We start from the raw sequence: 17,069 nt of genomic DNA, 5'->3' as shown, positions 1-17,069 counted from the left end.
ACAGTAAGACCCCCACCTCAAAATTCAGTGGAAGTTAAGCGGGGGATGAACAAAACCCCCACTGATTAAAGTTTCACTTTATTGATTCAGTAGAATACAACTTAGATTGCAATGGGAATAAAGTAAACACACACAATACGATAGTGATAAATAACATTATTAATGACCCTACAATAACTACAAGTTGTATAGAAATGAACTGAGTCGCAACACCAGATAATATTGTAATAAAAATTGTTACTAACGCAATAATAAGCCCATATATACTCCCGATCCGTCCCATCATATGAACAGGGATGTTATTTTGGTAAAATGTATAAAATCCTGTATTTGCATATGCCATCGAAAAAGATAAAATAAAGAATCCAATAGCAGCTATTAAAAATACATTTGAAAAGGCATAAATTAAATAACCAATTGCGATGAATAATGATCCTATTCCAATTAGAAATGAAGGTGCTAATTTCTTTGACAAAATTGTATTTGTTATGGCACCTAATATATAGCCTGCACCAGCTATACTAACTAGAAAACCGTATTCACTATCTGTTAGTAGTAATACCTCTTTCGCAAACGATAGTTCAAGTGAATCAGTAGCAGTTGCTAATACGAACATACTTTGAAATAAAAAATACACATATACGACATACACATGTTTTCTACTAAAATTTATAACAGTGCTCCAATCTTTTTTTAATACTGTAAGGGATAATGTATTACTAGTTGTATCCGAATCTTTTTTCTTATCAAGGTTGGGTAAAAGTAATGTAATTAATCCTGATAAGAGAAATGCTATAGCATTCATATATATAGCGAATTCTGGTGTACCCGCAATTAATAATCCCCCCGCTACTGCTGGTCCAATTAGTGATGCACCAGATCCTATTAAACTACGTAGTGAGTTGAAACGTTGTCTTCGCTCTACTGGAATTAATTTCGTCATATACGTCATAGCAGTTGACTCATAAATTGCACTGGCCATACTTATAAAGAATACGAATACATAAACAATCCAAAGTGACGGAAGTAAAGGTAAAATAGCGATAAATAACGCACGATATATATCGAGGTGAATCATTAACTTCCGTTTATTTAAACGATCAATCATACTCCCAGACCAAGCGTTTGTAAATAAAGTGGCTAATGGTTTTATTACATATAAAGTAGCAACAGCTAAGGCTGAGCCACCCATATTATAGACAAGTACATTCAGTGCTATTAAGTAAATCCATGCCCCTAAATTCGCAATACCAACTCCGGACAATAGTAATAAAGGATATTTCCAATCTTTAAGTAAGTTTTTCATTTTTGGCCCCCGCTTTCCAAATTGTTTTACAACAATAAAAAAATCCCACCCCCAAGACTTTTAATCTTAGGGACGAGATTATCATCGCGGTGCCACCCTAGTTTGTTAATATGTCACCATACTAACCTTATCAGGTACTGCATTCTCATTCATGCTTATACCATAGCTCTATAACGGGAGCTCCCGTCACACCACCCCCTTCATAACAGGTTCCGGTGTACTGCTCAGAGGCTTGATTCAATAAAGAATTTTTACTCCTTTTCAGCTAAATGGAGCTCTCTGTGAAAAATTCATTTTATTTACTATTCTCTTCACTGCATTTGATTTTTTCCATATTATCACAAATGATTTTAACTGTAAATAAAAAATAATCAGATATTTAATAACGTATTATTATTAATTCGCTTATTTATTATTTTTTCTAAAAATTACGGTGCGTGAAATTACTTATAACTCTAAAGAAAGAGCCATTTTCATATAGCTCCTTCCAAATACCTGAATTAATTTGTATTCGCCTCTGTTAACGGTTGTAACGGCGGTTCTAATTCTATTTCTAGTGTATCTCCTTCTTGTAAACCTTGTCCTTTTTCAATACTTTGGCTCGTTACATAACCCGTACCAGAAGTTTTCAAATCTAATTTCAAAAGCTTAGAGAAATACATAACATCACGCATGGACCAACCTTTTACATTTGGCATATGTGCGTTATTTCCTAATAAAAATATACGATCTCCTTCACTTATTACCTCGCCAGACTGTGGGTATTGTTTTATTATTTTTCCTTCTCCTAAAATTACCGGCTGTAGCTTCTCTTTTTCTACACTTTTCTCTATTGTATCCATCGATTTATTTACATAATTTTGCACTTTTAATTGAGATTGTTTCGCTGCATCAGCTATTTGTTTTTCTGTATACGGTTTCACTTTTAAATATTCAAGGCTGTTTTTTATAACAGGTTTAAATATTTCAGCAAGAGGCTGAGCTCCATACTCATCTCCTTTTAACTTTGGCTGCTTAATAGCTAAGTATACGATTAACTCCGGATCATCAATTGGAGCCATTCCTAAAAAGGAGAAAATGTAATTCTCTTTCCCTTCCATATATCGGCCGTTTTCAGGATTCGGGATTTGTGCTGTTCCTGTCTTACCTCCAATTGGATAACCATCCACTTTATACATTGTACCAGTTCCTTTTGAAGATGTTATAACACGCTCCATTAAGCTTCTAACCTTGTCCGCTGTTTCTTTTTTTATCGGATTCCCAATTTCTTTCGGTTGATTTTCCATAATAACTTCTTTGTTTGTTGGATTTACAATTTTATCAACGATATATGGTTGCATCATTTTCCCATCATTTGCTATTGCAGTAGCCGCTTGGATTAATTGAATAGGAGTTACTGTAGAACCTTGACCGAAAGAAGTTGTAACTTGTTGAATTTGCGTATTTAATAATAAAGTATTTTTACTTTCACCAGGTAAATCTATTCCTGTTTTTTGATTGAATCCAAATTTATTCATATATTGCTTAAATTTATTTGGTTTCAGTAACTGATCTTCTAAAATAGAAAAAGCTACGTTTGATGACCTTTCAAAACCTTCATCAAACGTAATTGATCCCCATCCAAATCCACCATTATGATCTTTTATATCAGATGAACCCACGGAATATTTTCCAGATTGAAAATATTCTTTTCCGTTATATACACCTTCATTAATGGCAGCTGCTAACGTAAAAACTTTCATTGTTGAACCTGGTTCATATGCATTTGCAATCGGATCATTTAAAAAGTATTCGATATCACCTACATTAGGATTGTAACTAGGTTTACTAGACATTGCTAAAACCTTTCCTGTTTTTGGATCAGCAATAATTCCAATTAACATAGAAGGATCATAATGCTCTTGTGCTTTGTTCATCGCTTCTTCTAAAAAGCTATTAATTTGTTTATCAAGGGTTAAATATACGTTATTCCCATTTTTAGCAGGTTCTACTTTACCTATATCATTCGTAAGCGGAATCCCCCTTCGTGTACCCACATATTCTATATTCCCGTTTGTAGAGCGCAAATATTTATCCAAACTCTTTTCAAGCCCAAACTTTCCTTCTGTATTCCCTTTATCATCTGGTCTAGCAAAACCAAGTATATAGGATGCAAAGTCTTCATTCGGATACACTCTTGCTTTTTCCGTCATAAAAGATACACCTGGTATTTTTAAATTATTAATTTTTTCCTTCGTTTCCCTAGATAAGTTCCGACCAATTTTTCCAATTTCAACTTGTGTACGCCCTTCATGCAAGTTTTTCAATACTTCTTCTTTATCAATTTCAAGTGCATCGGCTAATTGTTGTGCGGTTTCATCTTTATTTTTCACTTTATCTTTTCCTTTTAAATTCACAACAACTCGATACGTTGTAGAATCTTGTACTAACACCTTCCCGGTTTGGTCATAGATAGTGCCACGATTCGCTTCTAAAACACCTTTTTTATTATGTTGTTCATTCGCTAGATCCTTTACATTCACATTATGCACGACTCCTACTGCCTGAATATAGAATATACGCAAAATCATAATAAGAAACAAAACAATAAAAGCAATCATCATATATCGAGCGCCTTTATTCGTTTGGAGTTTTTGCATACTTATCTCCTCTCTTTTGGAATGGATTCGTACGAAGATACGTTTTTAAATTTGTAATTTTTGTTTGCGATACTATATGTTTCGAAGTTTTCTTTTTAATTCCTTTAAAACAATGCAAAACTAACTGTTGTTATTTTGTGTCATTATTTTATATAATTTAAATTCGGTGCGTGAAATTTCAAAATATTAATTAGTACAACTTGATTACAGAGCACTCTAAACTCTTTTCGTATTTCCTATAAAAAAGTTCCCCTCTGGATGTCCAAAGGGGAACTTTTTTATAATACAATTATGCGATATGGTTATATTTCGCTAAGAAAGGAATTCGTCTCGCTACTAATGCATACATTTTGAATACAAGTTTCGCTATTGGTTCAAACATACGTGCACTTTGCATTACTAATGCGCTCATAATAAGTGTTAAGAATGCTGCACCAAGTATATCTAAAGGATAATGAACACCTACGTACATACGTGATATACCGACTAATACTGCCCATAATAGCGCGATATATTTCAGTTTTTCTCCTCTAAGAATAAATACGAAGACGATTGAAAATACAAGTACAGAATGATCGCTAACGAATGATGAATCTGCTGCATGTGGTACTAATTGATGTACATCATGTGATACGAACGGACGCGGATGGTAATATACTGCGTGTATAAGAACATTTACTAATAATGCAAAAATAACCGAAAGCGTCGTATATAAAACTGTATATTGTTTTCTAATTGCCTTATCTTTCTTTCCATTATTAAACCATAAGATAAGCATAAATAAAATGGCTACGTATGCAGCGCTATTTGTAATAGCAACCATTAACGTATCTAATAGTTTGGATGAATCAGCAAAATTATTAAACCACTGAAATACTGTGTAATTCATTAAACTCTCTCCTTACATACAAGTGTTCTTGATTTACACAGTATACAATACCATTATGAAAATAGGCTTAAACTTTTTTCATCTAATCCTCATTTTACTATTATTCATATGACAATTATAAAACAAATTTTATACGCAATTTATGTATAAAGCTGGTAAGCCTTTATAATAAGGCGGTTCGTATTTTTTCATGTTTGGGATACATAACATATTCATTTAAATATACTAATTGCAAAATCATATTTTTTAATTCATTTGAAGTACAATATTTCCGAATTGTTCTCCATGTTCCATACGGCTTAGTGCTCGAATTGCTTCTTCTAACGAGTAAACTTTATCAATAATTGGTTTAATTTGATGTTTTTCTATAAATTTTATCATCTCATTAAATTCCTCACCGCTACCCATGGATGTTCCCATAATATCAATTTGATTGTAAAATAGCGCGCGTAATGGTAATTCAATTTTATCTCCTGAGCTTGCACCAAAATTCACGATTCTTCCATTTGGTTTTAATACATCAAAATATTTCAAAAAAGTTGCCGGACCTATACTATCTATTATTAAATCTACTTTTTCACCTTGTAAGCTCTCTTCCCAATTTCCAGCACTATGAAAAGAAATATCTGCACCATATTTCTCAGCAAGTTCCCTTTTATTCTCTACCCTAGAAGTAACACTCACTTTTGCGCCAATTGCTTTCGCGAATAACATGGCAAATGTAGCAACACCACCGCCTATTCCCGGAATTAAAACGTGTTCGCCGCACTTCAGTCTACCTTTTGTAAAAAGCGCTCTATATGCAGTTAGTGCGGATAAAGATAGAACACCTGATTCTTCCCAAGTAAGATATGAAGGCTTTTCTACTACATTTTCAGCTGGTACAATTACATATTCAGCAAACGTTCCATCTTTCGGTCCACCTAGCACTTCCGGTAACTCCGGTACTTCAGTAGCATGTTCCCATCCAATACTAGGATTAATAATAATTTCTGTATGTAGTTTAATATTTGAAACTCCTTCTCCTATTTCTGTAACAACTCCTGATCCATCTGACCCTATTACTAATGATAGATCCATTTCTTTTCTATTATTTATAATAAATAAATCCCTATGATTTAATCCTGCAGCTTTTAACTTTACTTTTACTTCACCTGCATTAGGACTTATTTCAGGTGAAAATTTATATTCTAATCCCTCTAATCCTTTTTTATATTGATGTACAATAGCTTTCATTGCTTAATTCCCCCTTAATATTTCCAATGTACTCGAAATATCAAAATAAATAAAATAGTTTGCCTCCAATAATTAGAACTTATATATTTTGTCATGAAAAAAACAAAAAATCCCCTCCCTATAAAAAGTATAGGAAGAGGTTTCAAAACTAGTTAGATAAGAATCTATAAATTTATTAAGTTCTAGCTAATTCTAATATTTTTCGAATAAACGGCGCTTTTGCCTTTGTATACGACACACGATCAAAAGTATATGTAATAGCAAGCATCTCTTTTAATTCTCTATATTCTTCACGTGCCCATTCATGGCTTATTAGAAAGTCCCGAAATAAAATATTGTTTCTCCATTCTTCGCTATTATAAATATAAATATGCAAATGATGAGTACCTGCTCTCCATTTTCCCTTTCTAAAAAAGCGCCAATTCGTAGCTTCTTTTGGAACAAACTCATATCCAATTTCAGATAGAATTTCTATCCAGTTTTCAGTAATTTGCAAGTCCGTTACGCCAATCATCATATCAATAAGAGGTTTAGCTCCTAATCCTTTTACTGCAGTGCTTCCTATATGTTCAACAGCAATTATTTCTTGTCCTAACAAGGAACAGAATTTCTCTTTTTCTTTTATATAATCTTCAACCCAGTCTTTTTGATATGCTTTAATAACAATTTGTTGGTCCATTATATTCACCTCTTTATAAGTGTTTATCATTATATTTATAAAATTTTATATTATTAGCATAGGATTTCCATAAAATATGTCGAAATAGTGGAATGTACAACTTAATTATATTAAATGTGAGGTAATCTATGAAAGATAATTCCGTGGAAATTCAGTTAAATAACGTAACATTCCAATTGAAAGAATATCATAATTTTGATTGGCTTATTAAATTAGGGACCGTATTTGCAGTTTTTGACCAGCAAGATTCAGGTAATATAAGTTTTGGTATAGAAAAAGATGGTCATAAGAAATTTATTAAATACGCAGGAGCACAAACAATTGCATATGAAGGAACAACAAGGGATGCTATTGAAAGGCTAAAAAATTCAGTTACTATCTATGAAGATTTAAAGCATGACTCGCTTATAAGATTAATCGATCATTTTCCAGTTCAATCTGGATATGTATTAATTTTCGATTGGTTTGATGGTGAATGTCTTCATTCGCATTGGCGTTTCCCACCTCCTGAGAAATATAAAAATCCAAACTCTCCATTTTATAAATTTAGACATTTGTCTGCTATAAAACGAATTCATTCCTTACATTCCATTTTTTCTTTCCATACTTATGTAGAAAAGAAAAACTATGTAGCGATAGATTTTTATGACGGTAGTATTTTATATAATTTTAATACAAACGAAACAAAAATTTGTGATATAGATTTATACAGTAAGAAACCTTACATAAATAAAATGGGCCGGCTATGGGGTTCCTCCCGTTTTATGTCACCAGAGGAATTTGAACTAAACGCTATAATTGATGAAAGAACAAATGTATTTAATATGGGAGCAATGGCTTTCTCACTTCTAGGCGGTGAAAAAGATCGTTCCTTTATAAAATGGGAAGCAAGTAAGGAATTATATGAGGTAGCGTATCGTGCTGTAAATGAAAATCGGGCAGAACGGTATGCATCAGTTACAGAATTCTATGATTCGTGGTTAAACGCGGCGAATGCAGAAAGGATATAACCTTAAATTATTAAAAGAAATATAGAGTTTATACTGTTATCATGTATATTAAGACTGTTTTTATGAGTATTTCGTATAAAGTGTGATGTAACTGATTAAAGCTATTTTCAAAGGCGACATATCGGCAATAAGTTATGTCTATTCTGTATAAGTGTTAGCAAGTTCGTTTGCAAACTTGCTAACACTTTTTTGTTTAAATAATTCACACATTTTTTCTTAATATACTGATTATGTTTCCAATTGTGTATTAATGTGTGGGTTTGACTACCCATATTTTAGACAAAATGGACGGTAAGGGTGAGGACAATATAAATATGTCTTTTTCTTTGTATATGTTTATTTCACGAGCTATAAATTTTTTCAATTCCAAGCATGTGTATCATATTCTTCATTATTACAATAAATGCATTTCACGGTAAAGATAGGGAATTTGTATATCTAATATTCGTAATTTACGTTATGGTACAATATGTTAATTAATTACAATACTTTCTAAAAGGGGAATACATAATGAAAGCAACGAAACTCATAGCGTTGACAGTGCCAGTTCTATTATTGTTCGGTTGTGGGCTAGGAGATAAAGATTCTACTCCTAAGACTGAAGAAACTAGTAAAGCAATGTTGAAAACTACAATATCTGAGGAACAGTATCCAAGTTACATGTATGAACAATTACTAGATTTTAACTTTAATAAGGATGACATAATAATAGGTTTAGGTTATGCACTAAAAGGTGATGAAAAGTATAAAGAGGTATTCAAAACGGCAAGTATTTTGGATGAAGCTTTAGATCGAATGGAGAACGTAAAAGTACCTGATAAGTATAAAGACACGCATAAACTCATCTTAGAAGGGATAGAGGATGCAAGAAAAGGTACAAAACCAATATTAGAAGCTAAAGGTAAAGATGTAAAAGAAGTTAGTGTAGTTATTGCGAATAGTTCTCCCCACCTGTTAGGCATGGATAGAGAACAGTGGAAAGAAGCAGTTTACCAATTAGCTAAAGAAAACAAGGATGATTTCTCTAAGGTATATGATAAGAAAGTAGAGGAACATCAAAATAGAAAGAGTAACTCGTAATCAATTATACAACACGATAAGGAAATATAAGAAAATGATGATCAAAAAGGTAAATTATTAAATTTTATTGAAGCTAAATACGAAGTTAAAGAAAAGAAATAATACATACTTAATATTTCTTTTAGGGCGCATCTTCATGAAAGTTGTACGCTCTATATTTAAAGGCTTTCGTTTAATGGGCTTAATTGTAAAGACTTAACTTAAAGCATTATCTAAAAGTAAACATAATATCCCTCCATGACTCTAATGGTACCATTAGCAAGGACAAATTTGAACAACTAGGATATTTATGTAAGTCAGATATAGTGTCTCTTTATCAGTTGCAAGAAAAAAAGTGGCTCCCTATTCTCTCACATGGAATCCACTCTTTCTATTTCTACAACTCTATTTTTATACGTTCCTCTTCTTGTCCTTAACAGGACTGCCATCACTAAATCATTAACATAATTATCTTTAGCGGAAGTTAAAAGTTTTTATTTTCTTACTCAATTAAAGCGCCCGTTAGTTAAAGATTATGGATAATTAATTTGAAAGTGTTTTATCTAAATACACCTTTTCTTTTGGAAAGCCAATCTTCTAAGGCATCTTCGTGTAGTTTTGTGAATAATTTTGGTATTTGGTCTATTGGGAAGTATTTTAAATCCAAAGTCTCAATACCATCTACAGTAAGTTCTCCGCCAATTGGCTTACATTGAAAACAATGAGTGATAGTCTGAGCTTTATCTCCGTTCGGAAACTCACCAGAATATTTAGAGTAGACACCTATAAGATGTTCAACCTCAACATTTAATCCTGTCTCCTCAAATATTTCTCGTTTAGCGGTTTCTTCAAGAGATTCTCCAAGTTCCATAGCACCACCTGGTAGACCCCACTCATTTCTATCTCCCCGTTTTTGTAAAAGAATTTCATTTCGTTCGTTATAAACAATACCTCCAGCAAAATTAAGAAATATTAAATCATGCCCTACTTTTCCCCGGATATAACGAATGTAGTCCTTATTTGTAGTCATAAATTCCCTCCTATTTATATATAAAATACAAAATACAAAATAATTATATATAAATATAGAAGAAAGTGGTAATAAAAATGATATTATTCCTTATTCTCATAAGGGATTCGCTTTCTTTTTTTATCAATCTATGCGTTTTTTAAACATTTCTATTTTGGCACAACTTAGGTTTCTCGTTTGTTACTGGATTAGCCGAAAAACTATATAAAATCTTGCATGCCCGTAGCATGTTTTTTCAATGCTACAGTAATTTGTATTCGTCTCTGTTTCCCTATTTTCTTTTCTCTCATAGATATATGACTACCTTTGACATCTCCTACCTTCAATTTCAAAATGTCCCAGATTCTTAGGCCTGTATTGATTCCGATAATGAATAGAATGTAATTACATAAACTCCTTTCCTTAAAGTAATCTTTCAGCTACTGTATTTGCTCTGGATCACGTATTGATTGAACGAAACTTATTAAAAAAAGTTTGATAATTAATATAATAAAGTATTCTTTTATAATGAAAAATAACACTTTTTCTTTTATACGTTATAATATAATATATAAATATATTATATTATTATATAAAATATTATAAGGAGTTCATTAAATGAATCAGATTGACTTTATTTCTATACAATCACCTGTTAATCAATTAGCTATACAGGCAGCTATTATGTTCCTTGCTATCGGAGTTACTTTTGGGTTAATTTATATCTTACTGTTAAAAATCCATGCTCCAAGATGGTTAGCTAGTGTTTTAGCAACCACATGTACTATTGTAGCTATTTATCAAACGCTTTTAATTTTATTTCCATGAATACAGCAAAAAAGAGACCCTATGGCTCTTTTTTATTCCTTAATAACAATCTAAATATGGTAAAATATATCCATCGCTCATATGTCCAACTATGCAATTTTCAAAGTAGCAAAATTATAACTAGACTTATACAACATGATTCAAAATAAAATGAAGGAGAGTTTTTAACGAAAGGACATATTCGAAAAAGAGGAAATAAGTACTGTATCGTTATTGATGTCAGTCCTGATTCAGAGATAGGAAAAAGAAGCTGAGAAAGATATGGTGAAAAAAAGGGATTTTTGTAAAGCCATCTAAGCTTACTTTAAAAGACTATCTGGTTTAGTGGTTAGAAATTAAAAAGATGAGTTTAGAAAAGAATACCTACGTTTCTTATAGTAGTTACATACCCCACCATTGTTATACCTAGCATGGGAAATTAACGCTTAGGATTTATTCTCATATTTTAACGAACTTGCAGGAAGAACCAGTAAAAAATTTTGATAAAAGTATCTTTAGATAACTAATGTTTGCATTTTATAAAAAAAGCTAAATAAATCTTGTATGAACAAGGTTTATACATCCTAACACATGTTATCATGTATAATACATATGTTAAGTAAATTCAGAATAACGAGGCAAATATTATGGACTTTGTTTATATTAACCAAAACGTATTAAATAACCTTCTATACATTTTATGTAGTATATTTGTTTTTTATTTCATATATGATAGCAGGCATTATTTGAAAAAATACAAAATATTACTGATTACCCTTTGTTCTAGTATCCCGCTTATTTTATGTATGCGATACCCTATCTATATGGATGAAAGTTGTATTCATGATTTAAGACAAATTCCGGTCATAATAGGTACGCTTTATGGTGGATTCCCTGTCGGTATCATATTGTTTACAATTTTATTAATTACAAGATTTATATTTTATGGCTTTAATATGCTAACAGTCGTTGTTTACGGAATAATGTTCATCGTTACAGCACTCGCATCTTCAAAATTTAATACATATAATAGAAAGCTTAAAGTAGCTTTTTCCATGTTTTTAACCTTTTTCCTAGCAATATTTACAACTGTAATTGTATTAACTTTATCAGATTTTGAAGTGAATAATTTGTATATTATTTATTTCATGGTATTACCGACTACTTTAATGTTATTTATTGTTTATATAAATGAAGTTATAAAAGATGCTGTATTAATGCGCTCAAAATTAATTAAAATGGAAAAAATGGAGATTGTTAGCCAACTCGCTGCAAGTATATCGCACGAAGTAAGGAATCCTTTAACGGTTGTAAAAGGATTTACACAGCTTTTAAAAACACCAAATTTAACTCCTGAATCAAGAGACGAATATATTAAACATATACTTGAAGAGTTAAATCGTGCCCAAGAAATTATCGATGATTACTTAACGTTTGCCAAACCTTCTCCAGAAAAATTAGATCAAATTTCAGTAAAACAAGAGTTAAATCGAGTTATTAATATGATATTGCCATTGTGTAATATGAATACGATACATATTACACAGGATTTTTCTGAGGCAACCATTGTTGGTAATAAACAACACTTTCAACAATGTTTTTTAAACTTAATAAAAAACAGTATTGAAGCAATGCCTAATGGTGGTACCTTAAATATTTCCTCATCTATCAATAATAGTAAAGTTGAAATACGAATTGAAGATAGTGGAGTTGGAATGTCACAGGAGCAAATACATCGATTCGGTGAACCGTATTTTAGTACAAAAACGAAAGGCACCGGTTTAGGTACGATGGTTGCTGTTAAGATTATTGAGACGATGTATGGAAGTTTAAAAATCCGAAGTATCGTTAGTAAAGGAACGACTTTAACGATTACGTTCCCAAAATATAGTAAGAATACGCATTAAAACAAATAAAAAAGGAGCATAGTCGCTCCTTTTTTATTTGTTTCGATACATAAGTATCTTCAATGTTTTTTAGTTTACATTTGTGAAGACTAATTAAAAATTAGTATCCTCCGCCCCAGCAGCTGCATCCTACAATTATTAATAGAATGAATAACACAACTAATAAAGCGAAACCTCCACCAAAACCACAAGAACCACCGTAACTCATATTTTCTCCTCCTTTTGGTTTGAAAACTAATAGGTAGTTGATCATTTTAACTGGTTCGTATTATACATTATGTGTATATCCCTTTTTTGAGCATGTCTACATAAAAATAAGTAAAAGCACTCGTTTAAAGAGTGCTTTAAAATGGATACCAAAAATTTTGAAATACGTTTAATTTTAAATATACGGCAACAATGAATATGAAAACACCGGCAAATAAAGCGATGAAATCTTCACGTTTCGCCTTACTTGTATAAAACCATGTACGTTTATCCTTCTTTCCAAATCCTCTTAAATCCATTGCATTTGAAACCGTATCTATTCTTTCTAGAGAATGAATGATTAGTGGCCAGAAAATTAAAACACGGTTCTTCATACGAACCCATAAACTTGCTTCTCCTTTTTCAAAAGCCACTCCTCTCGCTTCTTGCGCGTGTTTAATAATTTTATACTCAGACTGGATGTCAGGAATATAACGCAGTGCAATATTTATTGCATATGTAATCTTATAATGAATACCAAATTTACTTAAACTACTTACAAATTCACTTGAATCTGTCGTGTAAATAAAAAGAAGTGTAAATGGTAATAACGTAAAATACTTTAATGAAAGTGTAGCTGCATAAAATAATGTTTCATATGTAATTGTTGCATATCCAATATGTAAAAACGAGGTATATGATTCAGTTAATTCAGATCCATAAGTGGGTGTAATAAATAAAATCATGACAGAGTTTAATAAACTAAATGTAAATATGACACTAAAAACAATTAAAATTTTACGAAATGGAATTTTAGCAATTCCGAGTCCAATACACCCAATAATAAATAAAATTAGCAACAACCTAAAATCAAAAAACAAAAAAGTAATCGTCATACAAAAAATAAATAAAAACAATTTTACTACCCCATCCATACGATGAAAATATGTACTATGCACCTTCCTCCCTCCTATTACTGTCTAAATAAAGCTCCATAAATTTTTCTGGACATACAATCCCACTAAATTTAACAAGCTTGGTTAAAGAACTCTCTCTTAAGTTGGCTCTTTGTAAGGTTTCTTGATCACCAAATACATTAGACACTGTATTATCCGCAATAATTTTCCCTTCATGTAGAACTACTGCACGGTCTGCATATTCTAGTGCGAGATTCATATCGTGAGTGATAAAAACAAATGAGATTCCCTTTTTAGCTAGTTTTTTAATAAACGACATAAATTGTTTATAATGATAATAATCTTGTCCCGCTGTCGGTTCATCTAATATGATAAGCTTGGGATCTATTGTTAATACAGATGCGATTGTTACTCTCTTTTTTTGCCCATAGCTTAGCGCTTGAATTGGCCAATTACGAAATGGATATAAACCACAAATTTTTAAAGTTTCTTCTACTCTATTCTTAATTTCTTCCTTAGAAAAATTATTTAATTTTAATGTAAATGAAACTTCTTCAAAAACAGTGGGCTGTGTAATCATATGATTTGGATTTTGCATCACGTAAGATATGGTTTCCCCACGTTTACGAATAGACCAAGAACTAATATCTTCACCTTCTAACAAGATTTCCCCATTTTTCATTTTGTTTATGCCTATAAGACTATGAGCTAATGTTGATTTCCCTGCTCCATTATGTCCCAACAGTGCCACAATTTCTCCTTCATATATTGAAAGGTTTACATTTTCTAATACTTTTTGTTTATTAGGGTATGAAAATGATAAATTCTCCACTTTAAGTAATTCCTTGTTTTTAGTATTACCTTTTAATATGACTTGTTTCTCCATCCACTCTCTTATAACGTTGCTTACCTTTTCCTTTTGAAGGTTTTCCATTGGATATATTACGTCATTATTACTATCAAAATGTAATCTCTTTAATGCTTCGATGTAAATAGGCTCTCTTAAGCCAATACATGGTAATATATTTGACGCTAAGATTTCTTTTGGTGTTCCTATTGCAATGACTTTACCTTCATCAATTAATATAACTTTGTCTAAATCCAGCTTTAAAATTTCTTCTATTCTATGTTCGATAATAACAATCGTTTTATTATATTGCTCATGTATATCTTTCATAAGTTCTATCGTATGTAAGGCGCTTAGCGGATCTAAGTTCGCTAACGGTTCATCGAACAATAATATATCCGCATTTGTTGTTAATAAACCAGCAAGAGAAACTGTTTGTTTTTGACCTCCTGATAATTCATGTGGACTTTGTTTATGAAACGTATGCATCTTCACCTTTCTTAATGAGTCCGAAACAATCTTTTTCATATCCTCTTGATTTACACATTCATTTTCTAAATAAAAAGCTACATCTTCTTCTACTGTCAGACCAATAAATTGAGCATCTTGATCTTGCAAAATTGTTCCCACATGTTTACTCTGTTCAAAAATACTGCCTTCCCTCGGGTCTTTACCGGCAATTAATACGTTACCTGTACTAATCCCTTCATAAGAAAATGGAATTAGCCCATTGATACAATGAGCTAATGTCGACTTTCCTGAACCACTTCGTCCAGCAATTAGCACTTTTTCCCCAGGGTATATATGAAAGGTAATATCACTTAAAGTAGGCTGCGCAGCATGCCCGTATTGAAAGGTGAATTGTTCAAACGAAATAATTGGTTGCATGTTAACATCCCTACTTTTCAATTTTTAAATGTGCATGTTTCTTATTGGATTTCGCCAAGCCAATTGTAAGTGGCAATCCAAGAACTAAGAATACGATAACGTCGGAAATTGTTGCTCCTAATACTTGTATAACAATTTTGTCAAATGGTTCTCCCATCACAATAATATCGAATGCCCCAGCAAATATAATAGCAATGACAATACCAACTAACCCAGTAATTGCTAAATAAGAAATATCTCCCTTGTTAAATGACCCGTTTTTCACACTAAAACCAACTCTTTTTTGAATAAGACCCATTGAAAAACCAATAATCCCTGAACTAATAACCCAGCCCCACCAAATCCCCCAGCCAGCAATCGTATCTGTTACGGTATGACCGATAAGTCCGATTAAGAGTCCTGCCACTGGACCAAATAATGCTCCAAAAACAGTTAATATAGCTAATGCTGGTTTAATAAATGTATTCGGTGCAATAGAAAATCCCCAAAGTCCTAATATCCCGTATAAGGCTGCTCCAATCCCGATTGCTACTACTAACTTTGTTGATAATTTATTCATTACAATTCCCCTCTCATATTGGTCAACTTTTATTATTCTATATTTATTTTAAAAATGAATTATGCATCGACACTTCCTTTCTATACAACAAAAAAATGACCTCTTACATAAGAGGTCATTTTCTTTCACGTTCAAGAATCCTCTTATCTTTCAAAAAACACATCGTGTCCTCTGCGGAATTAGCACCTTCCTATAAAATTGCATAGGGGTTGCTGAGGTTTCTTAGGGCCGTTCCCTCCACCTCTCTGGATAAGTATTAATTTGTAATTCGTATTATGGCACTAAAAAGCATAAATTTCAATACTTTTCTAACTATTTTTATTTTTCGTTAAATAGTACATTTAAATCATTGTATTCTTATCGGAATTATGAAATAATAAATTCAAAATCGTTTCGGGAGGAATGCATTATGAAAGTTATTGGTTTAATTGGGGGATTAAGTTGGGAATCTACATCATTATACTATAAACATATTAATACACTTACACTCTCTCAATACGATCAAAATGCGAAGCTAGTTTTATATAGTATGGACTTTGGAGAAGTAACTACTTTATTACAAAACCATCAATATGAAGAAGTAAAAAATGAACTAGTCACGGTTGCAAAGAAGGTTGAAAAATCTGGGGCTGACTGTTTATTAATGTGTTCAAATACTGTACATCTATTTGCCGAAGAAGTAGAACAAGCAATCTCTATCCCGCTTCTTCACATTGGCGATGTAAGTGCTAAAGAAATGGTAAAACAAAATATAAAACGTATCGGACTATTAGGAACAAAACAAACGATGGAGCAAGATTTCTATAAATCACGATTAGCGAAATATAACATTGAGACAATTATCCCAAATGAAGAGGAAAGAACAGTTATCCATCATGTCATATTAGATGAATTAAGTAAAGGGATCATTTCAGAAGCATCTAAAGAAAAGCTATTACAAATTACAAAGTCATTAATTCAAAACGGCGCTGAAGGTATACTATTAGGCTGTACTGAAATACCTTTACTCATCTCCCAAAATGATCTTACTGTTCCCGTTTTTGATACTGCTTTTTTACATGCAAATACTGCTGTGCAATTTGCTGGATAAGAATATACAAGCATAAAGGTACGAACCTCTATGCTTGTATA

General features: G+C 31.9%; 15 protein-coding genes, 2 pseudogenes, 1 riboswitch and 1 other annotated feature. Of the genes and pseudogenes, 6 read left to right on the top strand and 11 right to left on the bottom strand.

From position 1 onward, the window contains the following. Positions 1-73: 73 nt before the first annotated feature. The 5 genes from DOS87_RS14185 to DOS87_RS14165 form a co-directional block, all read right to left on the bottom strand. Entirely contained in the window at positions 74-1,306 is a 1,233-nt protein-coding gene (locus DOS87_RS14185) for an MFS transporter (RefSeq protein ID WP_000793350.1), read from the bottom strand. Between the two features lie 65 nt (positions 1,307-1,371). Beyond that, positions 1,372-1,630, bottom strand: a binding site (T-box leader). Positions 1,631-1,806: 176 nt separating this feature from the next. Next, positions 1,807-3,945, bottom strand: a complete 2,139-nt coding sequence (locus DOS87_RS14180) for a penicillin-binding protein (RefSeq protein ID WP_001170953.1) — start codon at positions 3,943-3,945, stop codon at positions 1,807-1,809. Positions 3,946-4,234: 289 nt separating this feature from the next. Next, positions 4,235-4,834 (bottom strand): undecaprenyl-diphosphatase, encoded by a 600-nt coding sequence (locus tag DOS87_RS14175; protein ID WP_001110130.1) that lies wholly within the window; start codon positions 4,832-4,834, stop codon positions 4,235-4,237. 246 nt (positions 4,835-5,080) lie between these two features. Further along, a complete protein-coding gene (locus tag DOS87_RS14170; protein WP_000644523.1) occupies positions 5,081-6,070 on the bottom strand; it encodes a zinc-binding dehydrogenase in 990 nt (329 codons plus the stop codon). A 175-nt stretch (positions 6,071-6,245) separates the two neighbouring features. Further along, a complete protein-coding gene (locus DOS87_RS14165) occupies positions 6,246-6,749 on the bottom strand; it encodes a GrpB family protein (protein ID WP_151628718.1) in 504 nt (167 codons plus the stop codon). A 128-nt stretch (positions 6,750-6,877) separates the two neighbouring features. Between DOS87_RS14165 and DOS87_RS14160 the strand changes: the two genes are divergently transcribed. Both DOS87_RS14160 and DOS87_RS14155 read left to right on the top strand, forming a co-directional pair. Continuing rightward, positions 6,878-7,759 carry a protein kinase domain-containing protein gene (locus DOS87_RS14160; protein WP_000654529.1) on the top strand — a complete coding sequence of 294 codons (882 nt, stop codon included), beginning with the start codon at positions 6,878-6,880 and terminating at the stop codon, positions 7,757-7,759. A gap of 510 nt (positions 7,760-8,269) precedes the next feature. Next, complete coding sequence (locus DOS87_RS14155; RefSeq protein ID WP_098900427.1) at positions 8,270-8,839, top strand: hypothetical protein; 570 nt, start codon at positions 8,270-8,272, stop codon at positions 8,837-8,839. A gap of 538 nt (positions 8,840-9,377) precedes the next feature. Here the strand turns inward: DOS87_RS14155 and DOS87_RS14150 are convergent. Continuing rightward, complete coding sequence (locus DOS87_RS14150; protein ID WP_000210489.1) at positions 9,378-9,848, bottom strand: NUDIX hydrolase; 471 nt, start codon at positions 9,846-9,848, stop codon at positions 9,378-9,380. A gap of 230 nt (positions 9,849-10,078) precedes the next feature. Continuing rightward, positions 10,079-10,267, bottom strand: a pseudogene (locus DOS87_RS14145) (site-specific integrase); the annotation flags it as partial. A 178-nt stretch (positions 10,268-10,445) separates the two neighbouring features. Here DOS87_RS14145 and DOS87_RS14140 point away from each other — a divergent pair. The 3 genes and pseudogenes from DOS87_RS14140 (at position 10,446) to DOS87_RS14135 (ending at position 12,541) form a co-directional block, all read left to right on the top strand. Next, positions 10,446-10,655 carry a hypothetical protein gene (locus DOS87_RS14140; protein ID WP_001071610.1) on the top strand — a complete coding sequence of 70 codons (210 nt, stop codon included), beginning with the start codon at positions 10,446-10,448 and terminating at the stop codon, positions 10,653-10,655. Positions 10,656-10,834: 179 nt separating this feature from the next. Further along, positions 10,835-11,071 (top strand): annotated as a pseudogene (locus tag DOS87_RS30625) (site-specific integrase); the annotation flags it as partial. Positions 11,072-11,281: 210 nt separating this feature from the next. After that, entirely contained in the window at positions 11,282-12,541 is a 1,260-nt protein-coding gene (locus tag DOS87_RS14135) for a sensor histidine kinase (protein WP_000348332.1), read from the top strand. Positions 12,542-12,641: 100 nt separating this feature from the next. Here DOS87_RS14135 and DOS87_RS14130 read toward each other — a convergent pair whose 3' ends face one another. The 4 genes from DOS87_RS14130 to DOS87_RS14115 form a co-directional block, all read right to left on the bottom strand. Next, the gene (locus tag DOS87_RS14130; protein WP_000120182.1) at positions 12,642-12,749 is read right to left on the bottom strand and encodes a YjcZ family sporulation protein; all 108 of its coding nucleotides are present in this window, start codon (positions 12,747-12,749) and stop codon (positions 12,642-12,644) included. Between the two features lie 136 nt (positions 12,750-12,885). Then, the gene (locus DOS87_RS14125; protein ID WP_000556368.1) at positions 12,886-13,686 is read right to left on the bottom strand and encodes an energy-coupling factor transporter transmembrane component T family protein; all 801 of its coding nucleotides are present in this window, start codon (positions 13,684-13,686) and stop codon (positions 12,886-12,888) included. Next, positions 13,679-15,379, bottom strand: coding sequence for an ABC transporter ATP-binding protein (locus DOS87_RS14120; RefSeq protein ID WP_001182502.1), 1,701 nt, complete (start codon positions 15,377-15,379; stop codon positions 13,679-13,681). The genes DOS87_RS14125 and DOS87_RS14120 overlap by 8 nt, the downstream gene beginning before the upstream one ends. Before the next feature lie 10 nt (positions 15,380-15,389). Next, complete coding sequence (locus DOS87_RS14115; protein ID WP_001038209.1) at positions 15,390-15,938, bottom strand: ECF-type riboflavin transporter substrate-binding protein; 549 nt, start codon at positions 15,936-15,938, stop codon at positions 15,390-15,392. Between the two features lie 140 nt (positions 15,939-16,078). Further along, positions 16,079-16,194: riboswitch (SAM riboswitch) on the bottom strand. A 153-nt stretch (positions 16,195-16,347) separates the two neighbouring features. On the opposite strand from DOS87_RS14115, the gene DOS87_RS14110 reads away from it, so the two are divergent. After that, the gene (locus DOS87_RS14110; RefSeq protein ID WP_000864388.1) at positions 16,348-17,028 is read left to right on the top strand and encodes an aspartate/glutamate racemase family protein; all 681 of its coding nucleotides are present in this window, start codon (positions 16,348-16,350) and stop codon (positions 17,026-17,028) included. Positions 17,029-17,069: the final 41 nt, after the last annotated feature.

It is taken from the genome of Bacillus sp. CR71 (assembly GCF_003429245.1).
GTDB lineage: Bacteria > Bacillota > Bacilli > Bacillales > Bacillaceae_G > Bacillus_A > Bacillus_A thuringiensis_S.
The sequence above is the reverse complement of the archived record's forward strand: the minus strand, read 5'-3'. Positions and strand labels throughout refer to the sequence as shown.